The sequence below is a fragment of the Agrobacterium sp. fls2-241-TYG-188a genome (assembly GCF_030209845.1).
The window spans coordinates 172,499-196,159 of sequence record NZ_JARVRD010000002.1 but is presented as its reverse complement, the minus strand read 5'-3'; the positions used below and the strand labels follow the sequence as shown (position 1 = coordinate 196,159).

The window sequence follows — 23,661 nt, the reverse complement described above, 5'->3', positions numbered from 1 at the left end:
GCAAGAAAAATCGGAGTGTCAGGCGCGATTGCGCTTCTGTTCGCGGCGCATATCGTGCTGAACAAGGCGCGCCCGCAAGAGGGCCAGTTCCTGACGCAGGGCACGAAGTTCCTCGGTTTCGGCCTGATCATGCGTCGCTTCGCCTGCAAGGGCTGCGGCCAGGAGTGGCGGCAGCTTGAATTCGGGCGGCTTCGCCTTCAGGCGGTCTGACGGTACAGCGTTGTCGATCAGGACCTGCCGGACGCGCTCGTCAAGCGGTATGTCGTTTGCCGGCTCGGCATGGATCGTCGCGGTCTCCTGCGCCTCATCGTCATTGTCAGATGGCGCAGCCTCCATGGCGTCGGGCTCATCCGCCACCATCTGGCTGGCAGTTTGCTGCTCAACCTGTTCGTCGGCAACATCCTCAAAGATCGCGGGCTCTATCTCTATCGCGTCTGCGACCACTTCCTCACCTTCCGCAACCATCGCAACAGGTTCGATCTCCAACACCGAAGGCGTCGCGTCCTCCTGCTCCTGCTCCTGCTCCTCCCGTTCCTTTTCCTCGCGCCTGAAACTCAAAAGCAGAAGCGATGTGAGCAATCCGGCGAAAGCGCCGGCCACAGCCATGGCATTGGCGGTGAAGCCATCATAATCAGGAGTTCCCGGATTTGCCGGTGTTGCCAGCGATGCGCTCATGCGTTGGCTCGTTGAGATGCTGCCTGCGGTCTCGCTCGAAATGATATAGTCGCGGCGCGCCTTCTCCAGCGCTGCCTGCCGCTTGGCAAGATCTGATGGCGCATCGCCGAGTGCGGCCATCTGTGCGTCAAGATCCACACGCAACCGCGTCTGGTTCTCCGTAGCTGCCAGAACGGACGCATGTTCCTGTTTCAAGGCATCCTGTACGCGGCGAAGCGCGGGCATTGCCGTGGTCCGCACGGCGTCGACCGTTGCCTGTGCGGCGATGGTGCGCGGATGCCTCGGCCCATGGTCGACGCTCACATCCGCCAGCGCAAGCTTGGCCGCTGTGTAACTCTGATTGACGGCTTCCAGCGGCTCGAAGGCAGCAAGCGCAGGCAGGCTCCTGTTAAGGACGTCACTCACCTTCATGGAAGAGGCGAAGGACATGGCATCCTCAAGTTCCGTCTGCCTTGCCTTTAGCGCCGCTCTTGCCGCATCGTCTTCACGGATTTTCTGCTGCAGGTTTTGAATATGTGAAACGGCATCATCGCCGTGGCGCATCTGGAATCCGGAAAGCGCCGCCTCGGCACTATCGAGCGCAAGACGCGCCATTTCCAGAGTGCCCAGCGACGATTGATCGGCCCCTCCACCAATCTCCTTGACGATGCGCGCTGCAAAATATTGCGCAATCTTCTGCGAAGCTTCAGCATTGGCTGCCAGCACATCGACATCGACCCGTGCCTTTTCAGGCACCGGCGTTATCGATACCGCCTCTTCGAGCCCCTCTTCGGTCGCACCCACAATTGGGCTTGCATCCTGACCGCCGCCTGCCAGCAGGTCCAGCAGGACCGAGACGTAGCCGTGGCTTCGCGTTCCGAACAGGTCATCCGGTCGAAGGCCGAGGTCAGACGCGATGATGCTGAGCGCCACCGGAGACAACAGGCTCTCCCGCAGCTTTCTGGCTGCCCTCTCCACATTGCCCGAACTTACCTGGGGCTCAGAGATTGCCACACTCGCATGGGAGGAAAAGCCCTTGAAGCCCGGAGCAAGCAACAGGCCAGGCAGGAAAAAGCCGGTCACTGTGAGTGACGCAACGACGCCGGCCGACAACAGACCGCGCCGCACGGACGCAAGGCTAAGCCTTTCGCGAAGCGCAGCGTGATTCGGCATCAAAAGTCTGTCGTTCTCAGAATTCATAGAAAACCCAAAGGGTTACAGAAATCCCGCTCATCGGAAAATATGAAGAAAGCCTAAAGCGATAAGGCAAACAAAACGTTAACAATGGTCGCTTTGTGCTGCGTCAGAAGACGAAAACACCGCCTTTGGACAAAGCCAAAGCCCGTAAGTCCCGCGCAAGATTGTCGGCCTAAAACAGGGTGAAGTTAAACACGGAGAATTGTCATGCAGCCGATTCAGCTCTTTTCGCTGGCGTCCCGGCAGGCCGAATGGCTTTCTGTGCGTCAAGAAGTCGTCGCAAGCAACATTGCAAATGCCAACACGCCGAAATTTCGGGCAAAGGACGTCGTCCCGTTCGAAACCGAGTTGCAGGCAGCTGGAATGCCCATGGCTCGCACCAACGCTGCCCACATGGAATTGGCAGTCGCCGGCGGCGGCAAGATCGGCATGTCGGATGCACCGCTCGCCAACGAAATCGGGATGCAGGAATCCGGCAATACAGTTTCTCTTTCAACGGAAATGGCAAAGACGGGCGAGATCAAGCGTCAGTACGAACTGAACACGCAACTCGTCAAATCCTTCCACAACATGATGTTGACCGCGGTGGGCAAGTAAAATGGACTCATTATCATCTTCCTTGAAGATTGCAGGCAGCGGAATGGAAGCGCAGGCAACGCGCCTGCGCATCGTTTCGGAAAATATCGCCAACTCCCGGACGACAGGCGACACGCCTGGCGCCGACCCCTATCGTCGCAAGACAATCACCTTCGCAACGGAACTGGATCGTGCAAGCCAGACGAATCTCGTTGAGGTGAAGAAGCTTGGTGTAGACCGGTCAGATTTCACACAGGAATACGACCCGGACAGCCCGGCCGCCGACGAAAAGGGCATGGTGAAGCTTCCGAACGTCAACATGCTGATCGAGATGGCCGACCTTCGCGAAGCCAATCGCAGCTATGACGCCAATCTCCAGGTCATCAAGCAGACCCGCGACCTGATTTCCTCAACTATCGACCTCTTGAAGGGTTAGTGATGATCGACTCCATTAGCAGCCTGAAGTCGCTGTCCAACGACTCTTCCAAAGACAGCGTCAGCGAAATCACCTCCAGCCTGACATCGCTGGCGGGCAGCGCCGTATCAACCGCGGCAACCGCAGTTACCGGTCCCAGCTTTGCCAGCGTGCTGGGTGGTGTTGCAACGGATGCGGTCGAATCCCTGAAGAAGGGTGAAGCCATGTCGTTTGCGGGCATCCAGGGCAAGGCCAATACGCGTGAAGTGGTCGATGCCGTCATGCAGGCCGACCAGACGCTCAAGACGGCTGTTGCCCTGCGCGACAAGATCGTTTCGGCCTATCTCGACATCGTGAAAATGCAGATCTGACGCTTAAGGACATAAAAAATGAGAGCATTAGCTATCGCAGCGACGGGCATGGATGCCCAGCAGACAAACCTTGAGGTCATCGCGAACAACATCGCGAACATCAACACGACTGCGTTCAAACGCGGCCGCGCCGAATTTACCGACCTTTTGTACCAGACAGAGCGCGCGCAGGGCGTGATGAACCGTGCCAACCAGTCCGTGGTGCCGGAAGGCGCAAACATCGGTCTGGGCGTACAGACATCCGCCGTGCGCAAGCTGCATATTCAGGGCGAAATCAGCCAGACCGGCAACGATCTGGACATCGCAATCGTCGGCAAGGGCTGGCTTCAGGTCGAAGGTCCTGATGGCAACACGCTCTATACCCGTGCAGGTGCGCTAAACCGCGATTCCACCGGCCGTCTGGTGACGATCGATGGCCTGCCGATCCAGCCCGCGATCACCATTCCTATCGATGCGACCGAAACGACCATCAGCACCGATGGCATTGTGTCCGTGCGTGTCGGCAATGCGGAAACGATGACCGAACTTGGCCAGTTGACCATGAGCAACTTCGCCAACGAGGCCGGCCTGAAGCCTCTCGGCGACAACCTCTTCCAGCAGACGGAAGCCTCCGGCAACGCTGTTGACGCAACGCCGCAGTCCACCGGCTTCGGCTATATCAAGCAGCACTATCTCGAAAGCTCGAACGTCGATTCCGTCAAGGAAATCACCGACCTGATTTCGGCCCAGCGCGCTTATGAAATGAACTCGAAGGTCATCACCACCGCAGACGAAATGGCCACGATCGTCAGTCAGAACTTGAAGTAAATGAAGGTTGGGTAACATGACGTTTCACCCGAAAAATATGCCTGGCAGTCTCTGCAAAATGGCGCTTGCGACAATGCTGAGCCTGTGTGTGTTCAACGCACAGGCTGCTTTTTCGCAAGATAAATACGCCGTTATACCCACAGGTACGATTTTTCCCGGTGAAACCATTACCCGCGAACAGGTGACGGAAGTTCCTGTTACAAATCCGAACCTGGCGCCGGGCTATGTCGACAATGTACAACTTGTTGTCGGCAAGGTTTCCAAGCGAACGCTTGTAGCCGGTCGAACTATTCCGCTTGGCGACCTGCGAGAGCCGTTTGCGGTTCAGCGCGGCGCTACGATCCGGATCACCTACAGCAAGGGTGGCATGAATCTGTCCGCGTCCGGCACAGCCATTGAAGATGGCATGGCGGGCGATATCGTGCGGGTTCGCAACAGAGACACCGGTGTGACGGTGAGTGGTACCGCCATGCAGGACGGGACCGTGGAGGTTTTCGAGAAATGAACTTTCGTCAGGGCCTGATCGCTGCCAGCCTAGCCATTGCTGCACTTTTCGTCGCGGCACCCGTTGCCTATGCGCAGGCTAATGCCCGGGTCAAAGATATTGCCTCGCTTCAAGCCGGGCGCGAGAACCAGTTGATCGGTTACGGTCTGGTCGTCGGCCTTCAGGGTTCCGGTGACAGTATGCGGTCGTCACCGTTTACCGAACAGTCCATGAAGGCGATGCTGCAGAACCTTGGCATTTCCATGCAAGGCAACCAGACCGGTTCAAAGAACGTGGCTGCCGTCATGGTAACCGCCAATCTTCCGCCTTTCGCAAGCCCCGGAAGCAGGCTGGACGTCAATGTCAGCTCGCTCGGCGACGCTTCGTCATTGCGCGGCGGCACACTTATCATGACATCCATGTCCGGCGCCGACGGGCAGATTTACGCAGTGGCGCAAGGCTCCGTCATCGTCTCCGGTTTCAGCGCAGAAGGCCAGGCCGCTCAGCTGACGCAGGGTGTAACGACCTCCGGCCGCGTCCCAAGCGGTGCGATCATCGAGCGTGAATTGCCTTCGCAGTTCAAGGATTCTGTCAATCTGGTCCTGCAACTGCGCAATCCCGACTTCTCCACATCCACCCGCATTGCAGATGCCATCAACAATTACGCGCGCACCTCCTTTGGCGAGCCGATTGCCGAGGCGCGCGACAGCCAGGTGGTCTTCATCCAGAAGCCACGCACCGCAGACCTCACGCGTCTGATGGCGAACATCGAAAGCCTCCAGGTGGAGACCGACACACCGGCCAAGGTCGTCATCAACGAACGCACCGGCACCATCGTCATCGGCGCGGACGTTCGCATTTCCCAGGTCGCCGTCAGCTATGGCACATTGACGGTACAGGTTACCGAAACACCGCAGGTCATTCAGCCGGCGCCGTTCTCGCGTGGTGGTCAAACCGCCGTTCAGCCGCAGACCGACATCGCGGCAGAGGCAACAGGCGGACCGGTCGCCATCCTCAACGGCCCCAACCTGCGATCTCTCGTCGCTGGGCTGAACAATATCGGCGTCAAGCCGGACGGCATCATCGCCATTCTTCAGGGCATTAAATCAGCCGGCGCGCTGCAAGCAGAACTGGTGCTACAATGATGACAAGAGTTTCTGAGATCGTCACGCCGCGCCGCGCATTGATTGCCGTCTTCGTCATGGTCGCCGCCCTTCCCTCCGCCAAGGCGCAGGAGCAGGTGCGGGTAACGACGGGCGAGACGAGCGGCCAGGAAATCCAGCAATATTGCACCAACATCATCGACCAGGCGCGTGACCAGCGTTATCTCCTGCAAAAACAGGATCTCGAGCAGCTGCAACAGGATGTCGACAACCGTATCGCCGTCATGGAAGCACGCAAAGCCGAATACGAAGACTGGCTGAAACGTCGAAACGACTTCATGCAGCAGGCTGAGGCCAATCTGGTCAACGTTTACAAGACGATGAAGGCCGATGCTGCGGCTCCGCAGCTCGAAGAGGTCAATCCGGGTCTTGCCGCCGCCATCATCATGAAGCTGCCCCCACGCCAGTCCGGGCTGATCCTTGCCGAAATGGATGCCAAAAAGGCAGCCATGGTGGCGTCGATCATGTCCAGTGCTGCCGATAAAACCACATCAAGAGATCCGTCATGAACAAAGCGCTTATTCTTGTCCTTTCCGCCGCAAGTGTTCTGACCGGATGCTCCAGCATTACGCAGAACCAGACGCTGAGAGAAATCGGCAATGCACCTTCGATGAGCCCGATCGGCAGCGGCCTGCAGTTCAGCCAGACGCCACAGCTGGCCTCCTATCCCAAGCAGCCGGCACGCTCGGCAAGCGGCTATTCGCTGTGGAGCGATAGCAAGGCCGCGCTGTTCAAGGACGCACGCGCGTTGAACATTGGCGATATCCTGACCGTCAACATCCAGATCAACGACAAGGCGAGCTTCGACAACGAAACCGATCGCACCAAGAAGAACAACCGCGAAACCGGCTGGAAAGCCGACGCCGAAATTCTTGGCTGGAAACCACAGGCCGACTCCTCGCTCAGCTTCGACAACACCAGTGAGTCGAACGGGAAGGGCTCCATCAGCCGCGCTGAAAAGCTGACGCTTCTCGTCGCCGCAGTCGTGACCGGCATTCTGGAAAACGGCAATCTGTTGATCAGCGGCTCCCAGGAAGTGCGCGTCAACCATGAAGTTCGTATCCTCAACGTCGCCGGTATTGTGCGGCCGCAGGACGTCAATTCCGAAAACACGATCTCATATGAGAAGATTGCCGAAGCGCGGATTTCCTACGGCGGACGCGGGCGCATTACCGAAATCCAGCAGCCGCCGGTCGGCCAGCAGGTCGTCGATCTCTTCTCGCCGATCTGACGCGCTACCGCGCAAGCATAAGCAGACATACGGCCCCTCGCATTCTGCAGGAGCTGCTCTCGGGAACAGACGTTAGATACGAAAATGAGCCTTATCACCACCGAACCCGCAGCACCGAAGAAGCCGTCGATCATTGTGACAGCGGGCGTGATTGCCGTGCTGTCGCTTCTAGGCATCGGAGGCGGGTTCTTTGTTGGAAAGACATTGCTCGTGCCGTCACCGCCTGCGGCAGCGACACCGGGTGCAGAACCCGAACATGCCGCAGAGCCTGCCGCTGCCAAGGACGAGCACGGTGCTGCACCAGCAGCGGGTGGAGAACATGGCGCTGCGGGCGCGGCACCCAGCCTTTTGCCGCTTGACCCTATCGTCACAAATCTGGGCTACCCGGCAGATAGCTGGGTCCGTCTGGAAATCGCGCTCCAGTTCACCGGCCCCGGAGACACCGCACTGGCGCAGGATATCCATCAGGAATTGATGGCCTATCTCAGAACGGTTTCGCTGCAACAGCTTCAGGGCCCGCGTGGCTTTCAATATCTTAGGGATGACTTGAGGGAAATCGTTGACCTCAGATCAAAAGGACGCGTATCCAAGGTTCTCTTCAGAACCTTTGTGATAGAATGATTCGAAAACTTGGCCTTCTGCTTATTTTAGCCCTCACTCCAGGGCTTGCATATGCTCAGCAATCGCCGGCGGATTTGCTTAATCTGCCGCTCGATGGCTCCGCCGCGTCGTGGATCATTCGCACCTTCGGGCTGCTGACGGTTCTTTCCATCGCCCCCGGCATTCTGATCATGGTGACGAGTTTTCCTCGTTTCATCATCGCATTTTCGATATTGCGTTCCGGCATGGGGCTCGGCACCACGCCTTCGACCATGATCCTGACTAGTATGGCGATGTTCATGACGTTTTACGTCATGGCGCCAACCTTCGAGCGCTCCTGGCAGGACGGTCTGCAGCCTCTCTTGCAAAACCAGATCACCGAAGCCCAAGCCGTGGAGCGGGCCGCTGAGCCGTTCCGAGGCTTCATGGTGGCCAATACAAGACCCAAAGATCTGGCTCTTTTCGTTGATCTCGCAAATGAGCGCGGTCAGGAAACGATGAACGGTACGGTGCCACAATATCGTGTGCTTATCCCGGCCTTCATGCTTTCCGAAATTCGGCGCGGCTTCGAAATCGGCTTCCTGATTATCCTGCCATTCCTTGTCATCGACATGGTGGTGGCCACCATCACGATGGCAATGGGCATGATGATGCTGCCGCCGACATCGATCTCGCTGCCATTCAAGATCCTGTTCTTCGTGCTTATCGATGGCTGGAACCTGCTTGTCGGATCGCTGGTCCGATCGTTCTACTGACCCCATCATCCATCACTCTTCGGCTCCCCTGCTCTTCCCAGGCTCAACCCTGGACAGACGAGGTGAGATTGCTTGCGCCTTGGCTTTGCGTAAAGGTCTCCCCATGAGGGGGAAGGACGTCGCATCTCTATAAAGAAAAACCGCCCGAGGTGACCGTTGCGGTCCGGGCGGTTCATTTTCCTTGATCTGCGAGGCCTGCCTTTCAGTGCGCGGCGGCTGCAGGTGCCGGTTTTGGCGGCGGCGGATCGGTATCGACGACGATCTGCTTTGGCTTTCGGCTCGGGTCCCGGGCTTCGATCTCTTCCTTCGAGATGAAATCCATCTGCTCGATGAGAACCTGCTTTACCAGCGGCTTGTCGAGACGCGTATTGAGACCGTCCTTGATCCTGGTCTTGAAACCGGCGACATCGAACTTGTCCGCATCTTTCACATTGACCAGTTTGTCGCCCACCAGCAGGCTGTATAGCTCATCCGTGAGGAAGGTTGGAACGGGAACCTTGACGTCCTTGAGGGCGTCTTCGTCCACTTCAAGACTCGCACGAACGAGGAAGTAGCCGGAAACCTTGCCATCCGCCACGACCGGCAGGGTCACGGTTTCGCTCTGGACGAAGTGCGGTGGACGCACCACCTCAGCCGCCTTGTCGTCCGCACCGTGATTGCCAAAGGTCACGGCTGCGTAGACGCCACCGAGCGTGACGACAAGGATCCAGACGCCTGTCGCGATCAGCTTGATCATTGCGCCCCGCCAGCAAACTGCTGCAGCGAATAGGTACCATCGTCCTCGGCGCGCTTGGCAGCGTTCTTAAGCAGCTCAACGACCGCCTTGACCGCATGGAGGTTGGCTTCCACACGACGCGTATTGATGGCGAGCTTTGCCTTGATGTCGAGGATCTGGCGCTTGTGCGTTGCTGCAATCTGCGCGCCGTCGACATCACGGAGCAGCATGCTGAGTTCGTAAAGGCAACGGCTCTTGTGGGCATTCGAAAGCTTGAAATCAAAGTCCGGATCTTTGCCGATGCGCTGGTTTTCGTTGTCGATCACCGTTTCCAGACGGCCCAGAATGGCCTGTGTTCTGTAGTCGTTATTTACAATTTCCATAATGTCTCAGCGCTCCGCCGCTTAGCTTTCAGTCTTGTTTGTGTCGGCTACAGAAAAAGTACGCCGCTGGAAGTCCGTGACCATGCTCAGGGCCAGGCTCTTGTCATCTTCATTCGGTGTGGTGGGAGCCTCGGCATTGCGTGCCTTCTGCAATGCCTGCGAATAGACCTGCTCCGCAATTCCGATACCGCCACGCTTGGAAACGGCGTCGGCCATCTGTTCGGCCATCATGCTTTTCCAGAAATCGCCGGCAGATCCCTTGCCATAGACCTCTTCGCTGTCCTTTGGCATCATGTTCTGAAGCATTGTCGAAAGGACGCTGGCCTCGAACTTGCGATAGGTCTCGGGCACCTTCTCGTCGCTCTTGGGCGGCTCGATGCGGCGGACGCCTGCTTTGCTGGCGGTCGTGTCGATGCTGTTGATTGCGGATTCGAAACCGGCATTGCTGGCTGTCAGCACCGATGCCTGGTTGGCTGCGCTTACCGAGCGAAGCTTTTCGCGCGCCGCCATGACCTGGGTGGGGTCAGCCGCATTCACGACATCAAGCACAAGATCGCTTGGAGGAGAAATGGCCACGTCGTCATCCTTTCCGTTTTTATCGGATGACGATACAGGCCTAACCTTGCTGGAGGCTGGTGTCTTTCAGCGCGAGCTGCAGATCAATCATCTCATAGATGCTGTTGTCTTCCCGCACCCTTTGCTCGTCCTCGCGGGCAGCATCGCGTTTTTCTTCCAGACGCTCACCCTTTTTCGTTTCTTTCAGAACCTGCTGCTCCTGCGCCTTCTCGATGTTCTCAAGGCGAACGTCACGCACCAGCAGGCGTTCATGGCGAACGGCATAATGCTTGAGCATCTGTTGATGCAACGGGTCGAGCGAATTCAGATAGCCGCTGAGTGCCTCGATCTTCTCGGAGACCTCGTTGCGCTCGCGCGTCGTGATGGCAAGTTCGTTCTCGGCCATCTTCTTGATGTGACCCTGAACCTTCGCCAGTCTGTTGAGCTTCTTGGATTTCAACGGGTCCATCGGACGCCTCACATATTTGCAAAAACCCGGAAAAATCCGGTCACGTACTGGTTCACCAGGGCTGCTATGCCAAAATAGAGCAGAAGCAGACCACCGGCCAGAGCATAGGGGGTGGAGATGAAGTAGACCGGGATCTGGGGCGCAAGCTTGTTGACCAGACCGACCGCCGTGTTGAACAGGAACCCGTAGAGAATGAAGGGGCTTGCCACACGAAGCGCAATATTGAACGAGGCAACGATCGTATCTGTCAGCGAAATCAGCATTCGCTGCGCGGTCATGGCGCCGCCGAGCGGTATCGACGAGTAGGATTCGACGATGGCGCGGAAGATGACATGGTGAAAATCGAGAATGAACAGCAGCAGCAGGACGCCATATGCCAACATGCTCGCCAGCTGGTTTTCCGACGTGTCTTCCAGCACGTCCTGCGCCGGCGGTCCGGTAAAGGCGATAGCCGTGCCGATTGCCGTTGCGGCAAACTGCATTCCCAGCACGTAGAGATGGGCAATCATGCCGAAGGTGGCGCCGATCAACGATTCGAAGAACATGATCTTGAGAAAGGAAATCGTATCGGTTCTTACGAGGGGGTAAATGCCATCCCATAGAAGCGGCAAAATCGCCATGGCAAGCGCCAGAGCGAGCAGCAAACGGATTTGCATGGGCAGGCGAGCGGAAGAGAAACCCGGCATCACCATGACGCAGGCACCGATCCGGCAAAATGCCAGAAACAGTGCCATTATCGTTCCCTGCGGGTCTGGGATCATGAGATCGAGCCGAGTATCTTTATCTCCGTGCCCTTGGCCAGTTCGACATGTGACAGGACAGGCAATGTGCTGAAGAGACGTTCCGTTATCATGCGCACATAAGACCGGGTTTCCGGCAAAGTAACAAGCACGAATGGCAGCCCGACGTCCATGTATTCACGGATTACTTTGCTCGCCTCGTTGCTGAACTCCTCGACCTGGCGCGGATCGATATCGAATTCGATGACTTCACCCTTCGTATCGCGCTTGATGGCCTGCTGGAACACGACGTCCCACTTCGTGCCCAGTCGCAGGACACGCAGGACGCCGTTGTCGGACAGGTCGCCGCAAATCTGTTGCGCCATGCGGATACGGACGTGTTCGACAATCTGTTCGGTTCTGCGAAGATGCGGAGCGAGTTCTGCAACTGCTTCCAGAATAAGATGCAGGTTGCGAATGGACACACGCTCTGCCAGCAGCAACTTCAAGATAGCCTGCAGGCCGGAATAGGACATATGCGAGGAGCAGATTTCGTCCGCGAGCTTCTTGTATTCCGGATCAAGACGATCGATCAGAACCTTCACGTCCTTGTAGGACAGGAGCATCGGCAGATTGTTGCGGATGACTTCGCTGACGTGGGTCAGAAGGGCCGAAATATTGTCGATGGGGTGGAAGCCCTCGCGCCGCAGGTCATCGGCAAAGTTTTCCAGCACCGACATGGCGGGCATACCGAAAGCGGGTTCGCGAACGTCGTCCCCCGGCACGGAAGGGCGACGGCCCTTGCCGGTGATGACCAGAACTTCGCCGACGCGCAGCGTGCTGGCTGCAACCGTGGTTCCATGAATCCTGATCTGATAGGACTTGTCGGGAATAGCGATGTCGTCGGTGACCTTGATCTCGGGAACGACGAAACCATATTGCGTCGCGAATTTCTTGCGCATCTTGCCCACGCGGAAGCCCAGTTCCTGGTGCGCGCCGAGCAATCTCGGTGAAACCTGCTTGCCAAGGGCCAGCTCGATTTCGGTGGTACGAAGCGAATTCTTGACCGTGTCCTTTTCGGCATCCTGGGCCTTCGTGGTCTGCTCCTGCTCGGCCACCCTTTCGGCATCACGGACCTGCGCCAACTGGCGGGGAATGATCCAGGCGCCAAAGGCAAGCAACATGCTGAGGATGACAAACGGAAGGAAAGGCAGGCCCGGGACCAGCGAGAGAACGCCCATCAGGCCAGATGCCACAGCAAGCGCCTTCGGATAGCCGCTGAGCTGATTGAGAACAGCCGTATCGGTGGAGCCCTGCGTACCGCCGCGGGTAATGATAAGGCCGGCGGCCAGCGAAACGATAAGCGCTGGCACCTGCGAGACGATACCGTCACCGACGGAAAGCTTGACGAAAACGTCAGCGGCCTCACCGATGGCCATGCCATGGCGGAACACGCCGATGATGATGCCGCCGCAGATATTGATGCCGGTGATCATGAGGCCAGCGACCGCATCACCGCGCACGAACTTGGACGCACCGTCCATGGCACCGTAGAAGGCGCTTTCCTCTTCCAGCTCGCGACGGCGCAGCTGGGCTTCCTTTTCATTGATGATACCGGCGGAGAGGTCGGCATCGATCGACATCTGCTTGCCGGGAATGGCATCGAGGGTGAAGCGCGCGCCAACTTCCGCGATACGCGTTGCACCCTTGGTGATGACGATGAAGTTGACCACGATCAGGATGAGGAAGACGATCAGACCGATCACGAAATCGCCGGACATGACGAGGCTTGAGAAGCCCGCGATCACGCCGCCAGCGGCTTCATGGCCCTGGTTGCCGTGGGACAGGATGACACGCGTCGTGGCAATGTTCAACGCGAGGCGGATCATCGTCGAGATCAGAAGGATGGTCGGAAAGGACGAGAAATCCAGCGGGCGCTGGATCCACAGCGATACCATCAGGATAAGAACGGAAAATGCAATGGAAAACGCCAGACCCATGTCGATGAGGAAGACAGGGATCGGCAGGAAGAGGATGCAAAGAATGCACACGATGCCCACCGCAAACCCGACATCGCGGCCACGGGCAGCGACTTTCGGAAGCGGCAATATGCTCGGAGGCGTAGCCATTCTAACTCCATCTCTTCATGAGAAACTGTAGAAACGTCCCGGCCTTCCCATCATGAGACGACCGTGCCGACCCTCCGGACGGAGATCGACACACGAGCTTTATTGCTCCAAGCTTGCGCGAGAGTGGAAGAATGTCGCAAGTAGACCCCCACGGCGGTGATCTTTTTGCCAGCGAGATTTTGGCTTTGGTTCAGTTGTTTTTCGTTATATAGTGCGCAAGTTATTCGCGCGATGAGAGCGTGCACGCTGGCCATGATAGGGCCAAACCCTGCAAGGCTACCCTATGGCGTCGATTTCTACCTATACAAGCTATCTCAGTGTGAACCGCGACATCAACTCAACCTTGTCCAAGGTTGCCAGTCAGTCGTCGGTCGAGCGCGAGACAGCTTACTATAAGGAAAAAATCGGCGAGATAACGACCGTCGACGAGTTCCTTGGCGACTACCGTCTCTATTCCTATGCCATGAAGGCCTATGGCCTTGGGGACATGACCTACGGCAAGGCCTTTATGAGAAAGGTTCTGGAAAGCGACCTGACCGACTCGTCAAGCTTTGCAAATTCGCTGACCGACAAGCGATATCTCCAGTTCGCTGAGGCCTTTAATTTCCAGGGCGACAAGAAGACAGTCCAGAATGACTCGCAGTCCACGAGCCTGACGGATGCTTACCGGGCGTCCTTTACCGAAGAAGAGACCGCACTCAAGGCAGAGAATACCTATTTTGCAGCTCAGATCGGCAAGGTCACCAGTGCCGATGGGCTCATCAACAACACCAGGCTACGCACCTACGTTCTCGAAGCAGTAGGGCTCGAATCGGACAACGTATCCAAGACCTATCTCAAGCAGGTTCTGACGAGCGATCTCGACGATCCCGAAAGTGTGGCCAATAAAGCCAAGAACCCGGCCTGGAAGAAACTGGCGGAAGCTTTCAACTTCAAGGCCGATGGAACGATCGACGGCTCTATCCAGACAACGGACCAGACCGAAGACCTGAAGCTGGACTATATCTACAACCAGTCGACATTTCCCTCGACCCTGCTTCACGATGCAAACACGCGGTATTGGGAAAAGAACATAGCGACCGTGACCACCGCCAAGGATCTTGTCGCCGACAGCCGAATGCTGGAATACGTCAAGAAGACGTTCAGCCTCAGCAGCACAATCATGCCGTCCACCGTCGCAAGCCTCATGTCGAGCGAAAATGCGGCGACCGCATATGGCAACACGAAGCTTCTGGACGCATTCAACTTCGAGACTGACGGGACACTGGCGAGTGGCAACACGGCCCAGACCTCTGCCCAGACGACAGTCATGGTGAAAGACTACAAGACGGCTTTTAACAAGGACAAAACGGCGACAATCGACGACGCGGTCAAGAATTACGACACCAGGATCGACACGTTTACCAATCTTGAGGACTTCTTTGTTTCCAACAAGAAGGACAAAGACAAGAAAAATGACGCTGTGACCGAAGTCTGGGATGTGGCGTTGCGAGCATACGGAATCGATCCCGATGAGATCAGCCAGTCGGAGCTGAAACGAGTCCTGACGAGCGACGTCACGGACAAGAAGAGCTATGTCAATTCGCTGAAAGACGAGCGTTTCGTTGAATTGAACAAGGCCTTCAATTTCAGCGCGGATGGCGAACTGCGAGCACCGGTGCTGGCCCAGTCTGAAAGCGTTACCGACCGCTATGCCTCGGACTATGAAAGCATAAAACTCAGAACATTGACCGGCGCCGAAAAAGAAGCGGCGGGCAAGAAGGCCGACACCGAGATCGAGTACTTCAAGTCGAAAATGCAATCGGTCGAGACCGTAAAGGAATTCCTGGCCGATAAGAGGCTGACGAATTTCATCCTTGAAGCCAACGGGATCGACCCGGAGAGCGTCACGTCGGACGATCTCAAGAAGATGTTCTCTTCCGACCTGGACGACCCGAACAGCTTCGTAAACACACATGAAAACAAGAAATTTGCGGAGATTGTCGCCTCATTCAATTTCGATGCAGAGGGCAATATCACGAAAGACGCCATCCAGGGTGGACAGCAGCGCGGTGCAGTGCTGGGAACGGTCAATCAGTATGTCCGGCAGACCTTGGAAGAGCAGCAGGGCGAATCCAATCAAGGCGTCCGCCTTGCCATGTATTTCGAGCGGATGGCTCCCACAATTTCCAGCGCCTATGGATTCCTCAGCGACGACGCCCTCTTCGAGTTTTTCAAGACTGCCTTTAGCGTGCCGAGCTCCATCGCCAATATGGATGTGACAAAGCAGGCGGAACTGGTTACGAAATATATCGACATTACCCAGCTTCAGGATCCGGATTATGTCGAGAAGATCGTCAAACGCTATACGGCGCTTTACGATGTGCAGTCGGGATCCCAATCACCCGTTCTGTCAATCTTGAGTGGCAGCACGTCTATCAGCGCAGATACGCTTTTGGCGGTCTCGCAGCTGCGGTCGCAGTAAAAACGCATCTCTGTTCAGGATAACGAAAAAAGGCTCGAAATCTCAATGATTTCGGGCCTTTGTTTTTAGATCAATACGGTGCTTGTTCCGTCAGTAGGCGTCGTCGGCAGGACGCCTCACAACGCCTTCCTCGTCAGGATTGCTCTCATCATCAGCAACCGGAATGGCGTAGGAGCCTTTGAGCCAACGCGAGAGGTCCAGCGAGCGGCAGCGGTCCGAGCAAAAAGGATAGTCTTCACGCGTCGACGGTCTTTTGCATTCGGGACAGGGCTGCGTCTTGCGCAAAGGCGTGACGTTGGATTCGTGAGATGCATCTGTCATTGGGATCAACCTTCCTGCCAGGCGGGTGCCACCTCAAACCCTTCGCCGGCAAGAAGTGACACGGTTTCATAAAGCGGCAGACCGACCACATTCGTATAGGACCCGGTCAGTTTCTGAACGAAACAGCCGGCGATGCCCTGAATGCCATAGGCCCCTGCCTTGCCGCGCCATTGGCCCGACGCGATATAGCTTTGGATTTCGTGTTGCGAGAGACGCTTGAAGCGCACCTTCGTCTCCACGACCTTCTGGCGAACCTTGCCGCTGGGCGTGACCAGACAGATGCCGGTATAGACCCAATGGCTGCGGCCGGACAGAAGGTGGAGAGCAGCAGATGCCTCCTCGATATATTCCGCCTTGCCGACGATGCGGCGGCCGACAGCCACGACCGTATCAGAGCCCAGGACGTAAGCGCCCTTCCACGCAAGCTCACCCTTGACCGCCTTGTATGCGGCTTCGGCCTTCTGGAGGGATAGCCGTCGGCACAATGTGCGCGGGTGCTCCAGCCGTGCCGGTGTTTCATCGATGTCCATGGGCATGAGCCGTGCGGGCTCGATGCCCACCTGATTCAACAGCTCAAGACGGCGGGGCGACCCGGAAGCCAGAATCAGCTTTTGTTTTGCGTCTGTCATGCTCTGCCAGTCGTCCCGGTGTGCGGGCGATTACTTGAAACGATAGGTGATGCGACCCTTGGTCAGGTCGTAGGGCGTCATTTCGACAAGCACCTTGTCACCCGCCAGAACGCGAATACGGTTCTTGCGCATACGGCCGGCAGTGTGTGCGATGATTTCGTGTTCGTTTTCCAGCTTTACGCGAAAGGTTGCGTTCGGCAAAAGTTCGGTAACGACGCCCGGAAACTCGAGGACTTCTTCTTTTGTCATATAGGGTTTTTCTTCCTGTTGATATTACCGGACTGAACAGTCCGGGAAAATTGCGCGGAAACTACACAATCGCCGCACATTTGTGAACCTAAATTGTCAACCGTTTTAAAGTGTCTCGGAAAATGGCCTTGCGCGTTGCGGCAGGCGCTCCGAAATCAGCTTTTTAAGGTGTTCCCGAACCTCGCGATAGGCTTCGAGAATATTGTCTCTCGTGCCCGTCGCAACGGTCGGGTCCATCGTTGGCCAGTAGACAACATCAAGGGCGTTTGACCGTGTCAGTTCGAGAGCCGTGTGGTGGGCTTCTGGCGTCAGCGTGATGATGAGATCAAAGAAATCGTCCTCGATCTCCTCAAGCCTTCGCGGCTTGTGCTTGCCGAGCGTCAGACCCGCCTCGTCCAGCACGACATCCACAAAAGGGTCGCGCTCACCTGCGCGCACGCCTGCCGATTGGATATAGATGCCGGGGGCAACCAGTTGCTTGGCGATAACCTCTGCCATGGGGGAGCGGATTGAGTTCATGCCGCACATGAACAATATGGCGCGCGGCGACTTCTCTTTCAAGTCTGCAGCCGGCTGATCCTGCATGACTAGCCCCGCCAATAGAGCACACAGACCAGGGTGAAGAGGCGCCGTGCCGTGTCAAAATCCACCTTTATCTTGCCCGACAGGCGGTCCATCAATGTTTGCGAGCCATCATTATGGATGCCCCGCCTGCCCATGTCTATCGCTTCGATCTGACTGGGGGTGGAGGAGCGGATCGCCTCATAATAGCTTTCGCAGATCATGAAGTAGTCCTTGATGATCCGCCGGAAAGGCGTCAGCGAAAGAATATGCGTGGCGACCGCGTCATCGCTCTCGGTCTTGATCGTAAAGACCAGCTTGGAGTCGACCAGCGAGATACTGAGCTTGTACGGCCCGCCGGCATGACCGACCGGTTCGAAACTGTTTTCCTCGATGAGGTCAAAAATGGCGACGGCGCGCTCATGCTCAACGTCGGGCGTGGACCGGCCGATGCTCTCGTCCAGAACCACGTCGCAGAGCCTGAACACGTCTGCCCCCATTCCTTAGCCTTCCAGATTGAGACGAATGGCGACCGAACGCGCGTGCGCATCCAGCCCTTCCGAGTGAGCAAGCGTTATCGCTGATGGTGCCAACTGGCGCAATTGCTCTGCACCAAGCCTGAGAATGGAGGTTCGCTTGACGAAATCCAGCACCGACAGGCCGGAGGAGAACCGGGCGGAGCGCGCCGTCGGCAAGACGTGATTGGACCCGCCAACATAATCGCCGATGACTTCCGGTGTATGGCGACCCACAAAAATTGCCCCGGCGTTGCGTATTCCGGCCATCAAGGCATCGGGATCGTCCACCGCAAGCTCAAGATGTTCGGCGGCGATGCGGTTGGCGAGCGGAATGGAAGCAGAGAGGTCCTCGACAATGATGATTGCGCCGAAATCCCGCCAGCTGGCCGTTGCCGTCTGTGTACGTGACAGCAGTTTCAGCTGCCGCTCGACCGCCTGTTGCACCGCTTTGCCCAATTCGGCATCATTGGTGATCAGGATGGACTGGGCACCCTCATCATGTTCCGCCTGGGCCAGAAGATCGGCGGCCAGCCATTCCGGATTGTTGTTCCGGTCGGCGATGACGAGGACCTCCGACGGACCTGCGATCATGTCGATACCAACAGTGCCGAAGACGTGGCGCTTGGCTGCTGCCACATAGGCATTGCCGGGCCCGACGATCTTGGCGACGGGCGCAATCGTCTCTGTGCCATAGGCCAGCGCGGCCACGGCCTGGGCGCCGCCAATGCGGTAGATTTCCTCGACACCCGCAATGCGGGCCGCTGCCAGCACGGCCGGATTGATAGCGCCATTATTGGCAGGAACGACCATGACGATACGCTCTACGCCCGCGACTTTTGCCGGAACGGCATTCATCAGCACCGAACTTGGGTAGCTTGCCGTACCACCAGGCACATAAAGCCCAACAGCCTCGATGGCCGTCCAGCGAGAGCCAAGGCCAACGCCGATATCGTCCTCGTATATATCGTCTTTCGGCATCTGCCTGGCATGGTGCTTCTCGATGCGTCTGGCTGCCAGTTCCAGCGCGTCGAGCACGGCCTTGTCCACCAACGCAATCGCCGCATCGATTTCCTGCGCGGTCACGCGCATGGCCTGCGTGGCGAAATCGAGCTTGTCGAACTTGAGTGAGTAATGGGCAAGCGCCTCATCGCCCCGTGCCCGTACGTCATCGATGATGTCGCGCACCACGGCGTTGACGTCTTCTGAAACTTCTCTCTTTGTCGTCAGGAATGCCGCGAATGCCCGTTCGAAATCAGCAGACGCCTGCTCCAGCCAGATTGCCACGTCACTTACCCTCTTAAGGCCCCGTCATCGAACGGAGCAATGCCTTGCCTGCGTATATCTACGTACGCACTAGGGTATGTGGCATAAATCGAAACAGGCGGGCAAGGCAATTCCCTGTCCGCCTTTCGTTGAAGAATTAGTCTTCCGGATGATGCGGCTTCGACGCCGCCTCCCAACCGCCGCTGACATCGGCCATTTGCGCTTCGATGCATTCCACATCAAGCGCAATTGCGCCTCCGCCGGACAGAACCAGTTCTATCGTCCCGTCGGGGCCCTCGCCGTTCTGGGTAAAGCGCACAGCCAGCAGAGACAGCACCTGCTCCTTGTCGTTTCGGTCGAAACCGTGCGAACGTGCGTGGCCGACCCGTTTCAGGGCCAGCACACTGCGGCAACGCTCAGGCGACTGGCCTTTCCTGGTTGCGTTTTCCCAAACGAACCGGTTCGCAGACAGCAAAAACTGCCCGCTACGGAGATCGAGGGACACGTCTTTCAGCTTGAAGACGCTATCCTGCATATGGGTTGAGATGACAGAGAGATCTTCTCCGTCAAGCGCCATCAATTTAAGGCCGCTCATCGTTTCCTGTGTCCTCTTCGTGCGGACAATGCCGCGTATTTCCAATCGATGACTTGGAGATAGGCAGTTGAAGCCCGCTCTACAACCTGCGAGCTTCAGTGAGCGACACGTATTGGCCGCCAGACGTCAAAAGCGGACGACCAGAACCTCCGCCACAGAGAGTTGGGGCGGGGTTCCCGGTGTTGGCAATCAATCGCTGACGCGCTCGACCTGTGCACCGCAACGGTTGAGTTTTTCTTCCAGACGCTCAAAGCCGCGGTCAAGGTGGTAGACGCGCGAGACCATCGTCTCGCCTTCCGCAACGAGACCGGCAATGACCAAAGAGACGGAGGCGCGAAGGTCTGTGGCCATCACGGGTGCGCCCTTCAGCCGCGAAACGCCTTCGATGCGCGCCATCTGGCCGGAGAGCGAAATCTTCGCGCCAAGACGCGCCAATTCCTGCACATGCATGAAGCGATTTTCAAAGATTGTTTCCGTGATGTGTGAAACGCCCTGGGCCCGCGTCATCAGCGCCATGAACTGCGCCTGAAGGTCCGTCGGGAAGCCCGGGAAAGGCTCGGTCACGATATCAACAGGATGGATGCCATTGCCGTTACGAACAACGCGCAGGCCGCTCTCGGTTTCCGTAATGGTCGCACCGGCAAGCTTCAGCGTTTCGAGCGCGTTGTCGAGCAGCGAGGCACGGGTTCCTTCCAGCACGACATCGCCGCCGGTCATGGCGACCGCCATGGCGTAGGTGCCGGTTTCGATACGATCCGGCAGGACGCGGTGGCGTGCGCCGGAAAGCGATGTCACACCTTCGATGGTGATGGTGGACGTGCCCGCACCTTCGATTTTCGCACCCATGGCCTTGAGACAATCGGCGAGATCAACGACTTCAGGCTCACGCGCTGCATTGTGAATGACAGTTGTGCCACGCGCCAGCGATGCCGCCATCAGCATGACGTGGGTCGCGCCCACGGACACTTTCGGGAAAGTATAGGTTGCGCCGACCAGGCCGCCCGCAGGTGCCGTCGCATTGATGTAGCCGCTATCGATCTCCATTTTCGCACCGAGCGCCTCAAGACCCTCGATAAAAAGGTCGACCGGGCGTGTGCCGATGGCGCAGCCGCCTGGCAGGGAAACGCGTGCCCTGCCCTCGCGCGCCAGAAGCGGGCCTATGACCCAGAAGCTCGCCCGCATCTTGGAAACCAGCTCATAGGGAGCCGTAGTATCGACAATGGTGCGGCAGGTGAAATGGACCGTACGGGAATAGCTTTCGGCCTGGCTCTCGCGACGACCATTGACGGAAATGTCGACGCCATGATTGCCCAGAATGCGAATGAGCTGTTCAACGTCTGCCAGATGCGGGACGTTTTCGAGGGTCAATGTGTCGCTCGTCAGAAGCGAGGCGATCATCAACGGCAGGGCCGCATTCTTTGCACCCGAAATGGGGATGATGCCGTTGAGTTCATTGCCGCCTGTTATTCTGATGCGATCCATACGTCCCTACGGGCTTTGTGCCCGCCTTTCCTGAGTGCTTGCAGCGGATGGCCTCTCCTGCCTATCCGATGAGTGATGTCCGGTCTGAAATGGCTGTGAGAGGGCTCTGCTGCATATTTCAGGCCATGCAGTAGAGGAAACTCTGCCCCAATTCAATTTTCCGCTAAATGTTTCTTGTCAGCACGATTCGTCCGTTTTTGCGGCAGGCAGACCATTTGTTTCGTCCGCCTCGCCCGCGCGCCGCGCACGGGCCTGGTGCTTGCGCCGGGCAAGATTTTCGCGCAGCTTTTTTGCCGCGCGCGCCTTGCGTTCGGCTTCCTGCCGTTTTGCTCTTTCTCCCGGGCCGCCCTGCCCGGCGGGCAAGCCAGTTTTATCTGCGGGAATGTCGTGATGATCGTCCATGAGCGCACCAATAACCGAAAATCCGTCTTTTCAACAGCCCTTGATGATTTTTGTCCCGTTGAATGACGAAGACTGAAATTGCGGCTTGCACTGATCAGAAACCTATGGCAATAGGCGCCCACTTGATGTCGAGCAGATGCTTCGGCACGGGATGCTGCGGTAGCTCAGTGGTAGAGCACTCCCTTGGTAAGGGAGAGGTCGAGAGTTCAATCCTCTTTCGCAGCACCATTCATAAATCCAGCAATTCATGGCTAATCGGACGAAGACTTGCAGTCATTTGATTGATTGCGAGTGTACCGACACTGCGCCGTTCTTGGATTTGAAAGACCGCTAGAATCCGGATTGGACGCGGGAAAATACCATATTCGTGAACATCGATATCTGGGCGCCGACGAATGGCGCGGAAATGCCGATCGCAACCATGACCGCAATGATCTTGGGGACGAAGGTAAGGGTCATTTCCTGAATCTGGGTGAGCGCCTGCACGAAGGCGATCAGAATGCCGACGGCCATTGCGGCCATGACAGCCGGTCCTGATGCAATCAGTACCGTCCATATCGCATTCTGCATTATATCGAGAGCGTCGGCCTCGTTCATCTCAGTCCGCTCGATTCAATCGGCGTCACGAAGCCGAATTCACTAGGAAGATACGTGACGCCGTTCGCGTCAATTCAGACGCTATATGATTCGAGCTTGGCAGTTAAGCTGCGGTATTGGAGATTTTTATGCCTTCGGTGATAACGATCTTGCCGCCAGCCGTCGTGGTGGCGGTAAGACCATCGGACGCCACCTCAATCGAAGCAACTACGCCGGTCGTCTTCCCGTCAGCCGAGGTCAAGGTCTTGCCAATATAGGAAGACGCGTTGGACAGGGAGGAAGCCGACAGCAGGCTCTCCAGATGCGTATTCGTCTTGATGGATTGCTCCACCTGAGAAAAGGTTGCGAGCTGCGAGATCTGCTCGCTGGCATCCATCGGGTCCGTCGGATCCTGATTTTTCATCTGCGCGATCAGCAGCTGAAGGAAAGCATCATAATCCAGCGAGGCCTTGTTCGCATCCGTCTTTGAAGCGGGGGTAGTCGTCGCCGTGTTGGTGGATGTAGAACTTCCGACCGAGCCTACCATGGTGCAATTTCCCGTCTCAGCTCATTGACGACGGCAGGTGTTATTTCGTGGCTGTTGAGAATGGCTTCTTCCTTGGCATAGAGACCACGAATGGTCTTGAGCGCGTCGAAAGGCCGGCCAGACGAAACCGTCGCATCGATCCGCTTCAGTTCCGAGCGGATTTCCTCGTTCTTGAACGTGGTCAGCAACATGGTGATCGACTTGCGGAACAGAGAAAGTGACTGCTCCTTGCCTTCTGGATTGATCAGCATCATCTGGACGATGAAGTAGAGCTGCCGCAAAGGTGTGGTCGTGTCTTCCAGTTGAAGAACGTGGTTTTCCAGAAGGAATGTCACGTCATTTAGAAATTCCAGAGACACTTTTCTGTCAACACGCAAAACAGCGCCGTTGATAAAGATTTTTTCCCCAGACTTCAAAGAGATCCGCAGCGTACTTTTCATTTTAATCCATCCTTGATGATGGTTGTGACGTCAATAATGCCCTGATAATTCTTCGATTTACGTTTGCGTATCTGCTCGCACTCTCTAAGAATCCAGATAGCGATGGATATCAGGTTGGCTTTCAGTTCGACTGGAAGCTCGTTTTCCGGCTGTTTGAGATCATCGATCAGCCTTGTCCAAACGCGCCTCGTATAAAAAATTGCTTCGATCCCGTCCTTGCCGTAGTTTTCCTGTTCCTTGGCAACAGCAAGAAGTTCGATCGATCTTTCTAGAATTTGTCTTTCCCTATCGCGGGCGATACTGGGATCATCCTCCATTATCTCCGCATATGAAAACTGGAACATTCATTTTTCCTTCATGGTCTTACTTGCCACCCATCATAGGCGTCTGT

Annotated in this window: 31 protein-coding genes and 1 tRNA gene; 12 read left to right on the top strand and 20 right to left on the bottom strand. The window is 56.8% G+C overall.

Going from position 1 to position 23,661, the window contains the following annotated elements; all coding sequences use genetic code 11:
- Positions 1–18: 18 nt before the first annotated feature.
- A complete protein-coding gene (locus tag QRN85_RS07745; RefSeq protein WP_284757327.1) occupies positions 19–1,827 on the bottom strand; it encodes a GumC domain-containing protein in 1,809 nt (602 codons plus the stop codon).
- Positions 1,828–2,058: 231 nt separating this feature from the next.
- Here QRN85_RS07745 and flgB point away from each other — a divergent pair, with 231 nt between their 5' ends.
- From flgB to fliP, 10 genes are all read left to right on the top strand, one after another.
- Positions 2,059–2,448 (top strand): flagellar basal body rod protein FlgB, encoded by a 390-nt coding sequence (gene flgB / locus QRN85_RS07740; RefSeq protein ID WP_062586540.1) that lies wholly within the window; start codon positions 2,059–2,061, stop codon positions 2,446–2,448.
- 1 nt (position 2,449) lies between these two features.
- Positions 2,450–2,863, top strand: coding sequence for a flagellar basal body rod protein FlgC (gene flgC / locus QRN85_RS07735; RefSeq protein ID WP_062586538.1), 414 nt, complete (start codon positions 2,450–2,452; stop codon positions 2,861–2,863).
- Positions 2,864–2,865: 2 nt separating this feature from the next.
- The gene (gene fliE, locus QRN85_RS07730; protein WP_112964071.1) at positions 2,866–3,213 is read left to right on the top strand and encodes a flagellar hook-basal body complex protein FliE; all 348 of its coding nucleotides are present in this window, start codon (positions 2,866–2,868) and stop codon (positions 3,211–3,213) included.
- 18 nt (positions 3,214–3,231) lie between these two features.
- A complete protein-coding gene (gene flgG, locus QRN85_RS07725; RefSeq protein WP_062586535.1) occupies positions 3,232–4,020 on the top strand; it encodes a flagellar basal-body rod protein FlgG in 789 nt (262 codons plus the stop codon).
- Between the two features lie 58 nt (positions 4,021–4,078).
- Positions 4,079–4,525: a flagellar basal body P-ring formation chaperone FlgA gene (flgA, locus tag QRN85_RS07720; RefSeq protein WP_062587190.1), complete on the top strand. Its 447-nt coding sequence runs from the start codon at positions 4,079–4,081 to the stop codon at positions 4,523–4,525.
- Complete coding sequence (locus QRN85_RS07715; RefSeq protein WP_113099996.1) at positions 4,522–5,649, top strand: flagellar basal body P-ring protein FlgI; 1,128 nt, start codon at positions 4,522–4,524, stop codon at positions 5,647–5,649. The genes flgA and QRN85_RS07715 overlap by 4 nt, the downstream gene beginning before the upstream one ends.
- Positions 5,646–6,176 carry a MotE family protein gene (locus QRN85_RS07710; RefSeq protein ID WP_112964074.1) on the top strand — a complete coding sequence of 177 codons (531 nt, stop codon included), beginning with the start codon at positions 5,646–5,648 and terminating at the stop codon, positions 6,174–6,176. The genes QRN85_RS07715 and QRN85_RS07710 overlap by 4 nt, the downstream gene beginning before the upstream one ends.
- A complete protein-coding gene (gene flgH, locus QRN85_RS07705) occupies positions 6,173–6,898 on the top strand; it encodes a flagellar basal body L-ring protein FlgH (protein WP_062586531.1) in 726 nt (241 codons plus the stop codon). Before QRN85_RS07710 ends, flgH begins: the two co-directional genes overlap by 4 nt.
- A 93-nt stretch (positions 6,899–6,991) precedes the next feature.
- Complete coding sequence (locus tag QRN85_RS07700; RefSeq protein ID WP_502870773.1) at positions 6,992–7,519, top strand: flagellar basal body-associated FliL family protein; 528 nt, start codon at positions 6,992–6,994, stop codon at positions 7,517–7,519.
- Positions 7,516–8,253, top strand: coding sequence for a flagellar type III secretion system pore protein FliP (gene fliP, locus QRN85_RS07695; protein ID WP_062586527.1), 738 nt, complete (start codon positions 7,516–7,518; stop codon positions 8,251–8,253). The genes QRN85_RS07700 and fliP overlap by 4 nt, the downstream gene beginning before the upstream one ends.
- 202 nt (positions 8,254–8,455) lie before the next feature.
- Here fliP and QRN85_RS07690 read toward each other — a convergent pair whose 3' ends face one another.
- From QRN85_RS07690 to flhA, 6 genes are read right to left on the bottom strand one after another with little or no spacing between them, the layout of a single operon-like run.
- Positions 8,456–8,989: a flagellar basal body-associated FliL family protein gene (locus tag QRN85_RS07690; protein WP_062586525.1), complete on the bottom strand. Its 534-nt coding sequence runs from the start codon at positions 8,987–8,989 to the stop codon at positions 8,456–8,458.
- Positions 8,986–9,351, bottom strand: a complete 366-nt coding sequence (locus tag QRN85_RS07685; protein ID WP_062586522.1) for a hypothetical protein — start codon at positions 9,349–9,351, stop codon at positions 8,986–8,988. Before QRN85_RS07685 ends, QRN85_RS07690 begins: the two co-directional genes overlap by 4 nt.
- Positions 9,352–9,372: 21 nt before the next feature.
- On the bottom strand, positions 9,373–9,927 hold the full coding sequence (locus QRN85_RS07680) for a rod-binding protein (RefSeq protein ID WP_062586521.1): 555 nt from the start codon (positions 9,925–9,927) through the stop codon (positions 9,373–9,375).
- A gap of 40 nt (positions 9,928–9,967) precedes the next feature.
- Positions 9,968–10,375, bottom strand: coding sequence for a hypothetical protein (locus QRN85_RS07675; RefSeq protein WP_082469650.1), 408 nt, complete (start codon positions 10,373–10,375; stop codon positions 9,968–9,970).
- An 8-nt stretch (positions 10,376–10,383) separates the two neighbouring features.
- Complete coding sequence (fliR, locus tag QRN85_RS07670; protein ID WP_284757325.1) at positions 10,384–11,136, bottom strand: flagellar biosynthetic protein FliR; 753 nt, start codon at positions 11,134–11,136, stop codon at positions 10,384–10,386.
- Complete coding sequence (gene flhA, locus QRN85_RS07665; RefSeq protein WP_062586519.1) at positions 11,133–13,223, bottom strand: flagellar biosynthesis protein FlhA; 2,091 nt, start codon at positions 13,221–13,223, stop codon at positions 11,133–11,135. The genes fliR and flhA overlap by 4 nt, the downstream gene beginning before the upstream one ends.
- A 283-nt stretch (positions 13,224–13,506) precedes the next feature.
- Here flhA and QRN85_RS07660 point away from each other — a divergent pair, with 283 nt between their 5' ends.
- Positions 13,507–15,687 (top strand): DUF1217 domain-containing protein, encoded by a 2,181-nt coding sequence (locus QRN85_RS07660; protein ID WP_284757324.1) that lies wholly within the window; start codon positions 13,507–13,509, stop codon positions 15,685–15,687.
- Between the two features lie 90 nt (positions 15,688–15,777).
- Here QRN85_RS07660 and yacG read toward each other — a convergent pair whose 3' ends face one another.
- From yacG to QRN85_RS07615, 9 genes are all read right to left on the bottom strand, one after another.
- Positions 15,778–16,008: a DNA gyrase inhibitor YacG gene (gene yacG, locus QRN85_RS07655; protein ID WP_122069765.1), complete on the bottom strand. Its 231-nt coding sequence runs from the start codon at positions 16,006–16,008 to the stop codon at positions 15,778–15,780.
- A 5-nt stretch (positions 16,009–16,013) separates the two neighbouring features.
- A complete protein-coding gene (locus tag QRN85_RS07650; RefSeq protein WP_062586513.1) occupies positions 16,014–16,637 on the bottom strand; it encodes a Maf-like protein in 624 nt (207 codons plus the stop codon).
- Positions 16,638–16,667: 30 nt separating this feature from the next.
- Entirely contained in the window at positions 16,668–16,886 is a 219-nt protein-coding gene (infA, locus tag QRN85_RS07645) for a translation initiation factor IF-1 (RefSeq protein ID WP_027673809.1), read from the bottom strand.
- A 105-nt stretch (positions 16,887–16,991) separates the two neighbouring features.
- Positions 16,992–17,471: an arsenate-mycothiol transferase ArsC gene (locus QRN85_RS07640; protein WP_502870758.1), complete on the bottom strand. Its 480-nt coding sequence runs from the start codon at positions 17,469–17,471 to the stop codon at positions 16,992–16,994.
- Positions 17,472–17,473: 2 nt separating this feature from the next.
- Positions 17,474–17,947: a UPF0262 family protein gene (locus QRN85_RS07635; protein ID WP_062586509.1), complete on the bottom strand. Its 474-nt coding sequence runs from the start codon at positions 17,945–17,947 to the stop codon at positions 17,474–17,476.
- A gap of 3 nt (positions 17,948–17,950) precedes the next feature.
- Positions 17,951–19,249 (bottom strand): histidinol dehydrogenase, encoded by a 1,299-nt coding sequence (hisD, locus tag QRN85_RS07630; protein ID WP_284757323.1) that lies wholly within the window; start codon positions 19,247–19,249, stop codon positions 17,951–17,953.
- A gap of 136 nt (positions 19,250–19,385) precedes the next feature.
- Positions 19,386–19,823 carry a DUF2948 family protein gene (locus QRN85_RS07625; RefSeq protein WP_113100001.1) on the bottom strand — a complete coding sequence of 146 codons (438 nt, stop codon included), beginning with the start codon at positions 19,821–19,823 and terminating at the stop codon, positions 19,386–19,388.
- Positions 19,824–20,012: 189 nt separating this feature from the next.
- Positions 20,013–21,305, bottom strand: coding sequence for a UDP-N-acetylglucosamine 1-carboxyvinyltransferase (gene murA / locus QRN85_RS07620; RefSeq protein WP_062586503.1), 1,293 nt, complete (start codon positions 21,303–21,305; stop codon positions 20,013–20,015).
- Positions 21,306–21,482: 177 nt separating this feature from the next.
- Complete coding sequence (locus QRN85_RS07615) at positions 21,483–21,707, bottom strand: hypothetical protein (RefSeq protein WP_113219155.1); 225 nt, start codon at positions 21,705–21,707, stop codon at positions 21,483–21,485.
- Positions 21,708–21,860: 153 nt separating this feature from the next.
- Here QRN85_RS07615 and QRN85_RS07610 point away from each other — a divergent pair.
- Positions 21,861–21,935 (top strand) — tRNA-Thr (locus tag QRN85_RS07610).
- Positions 21,936–22,037: 102 nt separating this feature from the next.
- On the opposite strand, the gene fliQ is transcribed toward QRN85_RS07610, so the two are convergent.
- The 4 genes from fliQ to flaF all read right to left on the bottom strand — a co-directional run bounded on the left by fliQ (position 22,038) and on the right by flaF (position 23,614).
- The gene (gene fliQ / locus QRN85_RS07605; RefSeq protein WP_062586500.1) at positions 22,038–22,304 is read right to left on the bottom strand and encodes a flagellar biosynthesis protein FliQ; all 267 of its coding nucleotides are present in this window, start codon (positions 22,302–22,304) and stop codon (positions 22,038–22,040) included.
- 103 nt (positions 22,305–22,407) lie between these two features.
- A complete protein-coding gene (gene flgD / locus QRN85_RS07600; RefSeq protein WP_113094007.1) occupies positions 22,408–22,830 on the bottom strand; it encodes a flagellar hook assembly protein FlgD in 423 nt (140 codons plus the stop codon).
- Positions 22,824–23,270 (bottom strand): flagellar biosynthesis repressor FlbT, encoded by a 447-nt coding sequence (gene flbT / locus QRN85_RS07595; protein WP_062586496.1) that lies wholly within the window; start codon positions 23,268–23,270, stop codon positions 22,824–22,826. Before flbT ends, flgD begins: the two co-directional genes overlap by 7 nt.
- The gene (flaF, locus tag QRN85_RS07590) at positions 23,267–23,614 is read right to left on the bottom strand and encodes a flagellar biosynthesis regulator FlaF (protein WP_062586494.1); all 348 of its coding nucleotides are present in this window, start codon (positions 23,612–23,614) and stop codon (positions 23,267–23,269) included. The genes flbT and flaF overlap by 4 nt, the downstream gene beginning before the upstream one ends.
- Positions 23,615–23,661 lie beyond the last annotated feature (47 nt).

Excerpts from the sequence above, each read along its gene's own strand:
- QRN85_RS07745 (WP_284757327.1), bottom strand. The coding sequence starts at position 1,827 with ATGCCGAATCACGCTGCGCTTCGCGAAAGGCTTAGCCTTGCGTCCGTG.
- flgB (WP_062586540.1), top strand. The coding sequence starts at position 2,059 with ATGCAGCCGATTCAGCTCTTTTCGCTGGCGTCCCGGCAGGCCGAATGG.
- flgC (WP_062586538.1), top strand. The coding sequence starts at position 2,450 with ATGGACTCATTATCATCTTCCTTGAAGATTGCAGGCAGCGGAATGGAA.
- fliE (WP_112964071.1), top strand. The coding sequence starts at position 2,866 with ATGATCGACTCCATTAGCAGCCTGAAGTCGCTGTCCAACGACTCTTCC.
- flgG (WP_062586535.1), top strand. The coding sequence starts at position 3,232 with ATGAGAGCATTAGCTATCGCAGCGACGGGCATGGATGCCCAGCAGACA.
- flgA (WP_062587190.1), top strand. The coding sequence starts at position 4,079 with ATGGCGCTTGCGACAATGCTGAGCCTGTGTGTGTTCAACGCACAGGCT.
- QRN85_RS07715 (WP_113099996.1), top strand. The coding sequence starts at position 4,522 with ATGAACTTTCGTCAGGGCCTGATCGCTGCCAGCCTAGCCATTGCTGCA.
- QRN85_RS07710 (WP_112964074.1), top strand. The coding sequence starts at position 5,646 with ATGATGACAAGAGTTTCTGAGATCGTCACGCCGCGCCGCGCATTGATT.
- flgH (WP_062586531.1), top strand. The coding sequence starts at position 6,173 with ATGAACAAAGCGCTTATTCTTGTCCTTTCCGCCGCAAGTGTTCTGACC.
- fliP (WP_062586527.1), top strand. The coding sequence starts at position 7,516 with ATGATTCGAAAACTTGGCCTTCTGCTTATTTTAGCCCTCACTCCAGGG.
- QRN85_RS07690 (WP_062586525.1), bottom strand. The coding sequence starts at position 8,989 with ATGATCAAGCTGATCGCGACAGGCGTCTGGATCCTTGTCGTCACGCTC.
- QRN85_RS07685 (WP_062586522.1), bottom strand. The coding sequence starts at position 9,351 with ATGGAAATTGTAAATAACGACTACAGAACACAGGCCATTCTGGGCCGT.
- QRN85_RS07675 (WP_082469650.1), bottom strand. The coding sequence starts at position 10,375 with ATGGACCCGTTGAAATCCAAGAAGCTCAACAGACTGGCGAAGGTTCAG.
- fliR (WP_284757325.1), bottom strand. The coding sequence starts at position 11,136 with ATGATCCCAGACCCGCAGGGAACGATAATGGCACTGTTTCTGGCATTT.
- flhA (WP_062586519.1), bottom strand. The coding sequence starts at position 13,223 with ATGGCTACGCCTCCGAGCATATTGCCGCTTCCGAAAGTCGCTGCCCGT.
- QRN85_RS07660 (WP_284757324.1), top strand. The coding sequence starts at position 13,507 with ATGGCGTCGATTTCTACCTATACAAGCTATCTCAGTGTGAACCGCGAC.
- yacG (WP_122069765.1), bottom strand. The coding sequence starts at position 16,008 with ATGACAGATGCATCTCACGAATCCAACGTCACGCCTTTGCGCAAGACG.
- QRN85_RS07650 (WP_062586513.1), bottom strand. The coding sequence starts at position 16,637 with ATGACAGACGCAAAACAAAAGCTGATTCTGGCTTCCGGGTCGCCCCGC.
- infA (WP_027673809.1), bottom strand. The coding sequence starts at position 16,886 with ATGACAAAAGAAGAAGTCCTCGAGTTTCCGGGCGTCGTTACCGAACTT.
- QRN85_RS07640 (WP_502870758.1), bottom strand. The coding sequence starts at position 17,471 with ATGCAGGATCAGCCGGCTGCAGACTTGAAAGAGAAGTCGCCGCGCGCC.
- QRN85_RS07635 (WP_062586509.1), bottom strand. The coding sequence starts at position 17,947 with ATGGGGGCAGACGTGTTCAGGCTCTGCGACGTGGTTCTGGACGAGAGC.
- QRN85_RS07625 (WP_113100001.1), bottom strand. The coding sequence starts at position 19,823 with ATGAGCGGCCTTAAATTGATGGCGCTTGACGGAGAAGATCTCTCTGTC.
- murA (WP_062586503.1), bottom strand. The coding sequence starts at position 21,305 with ATGGATCGCATCAGAATAACAGGCGGCAATGAACTCAACGGCATCATC.
- QRN85_RS07615 (WP_113219155.1), bottom strand. The coding sequence starts at position 21,707 with ATGGACGATCATCACGACATTCCCGCAGATAAAACTGGCTTGCCCGCC.
- fliQ (WP_062586500.1), bottom strand. The coding sequence starts at position 22,304 with ATGAACGAGGCCGACGCTCTCGATATAATGCAGAATGCGATATGGACG.
- flgD (WP_113094007.1), bottom strand. The coding sequence starts at position 22,830 with ATGGTAGGCTCGGTCGGAAGTTCTACATCCACCAACACGGCGACGACT.
- flbT (WP_062586496.1), bottom strand. The coding sequence starts at position 23,270 with ATGAAAAGTACGCTGCGGATCTCTTTGAAGTCTGGGGAAAAAATCTTT.
- flaF (WP_062586494.1), bottom strand. The coding sequence starts at position 23,614 with ATGTTCCAGTTTTCATATGCGGAGATAATGGAGGATGATCCCAGTATC.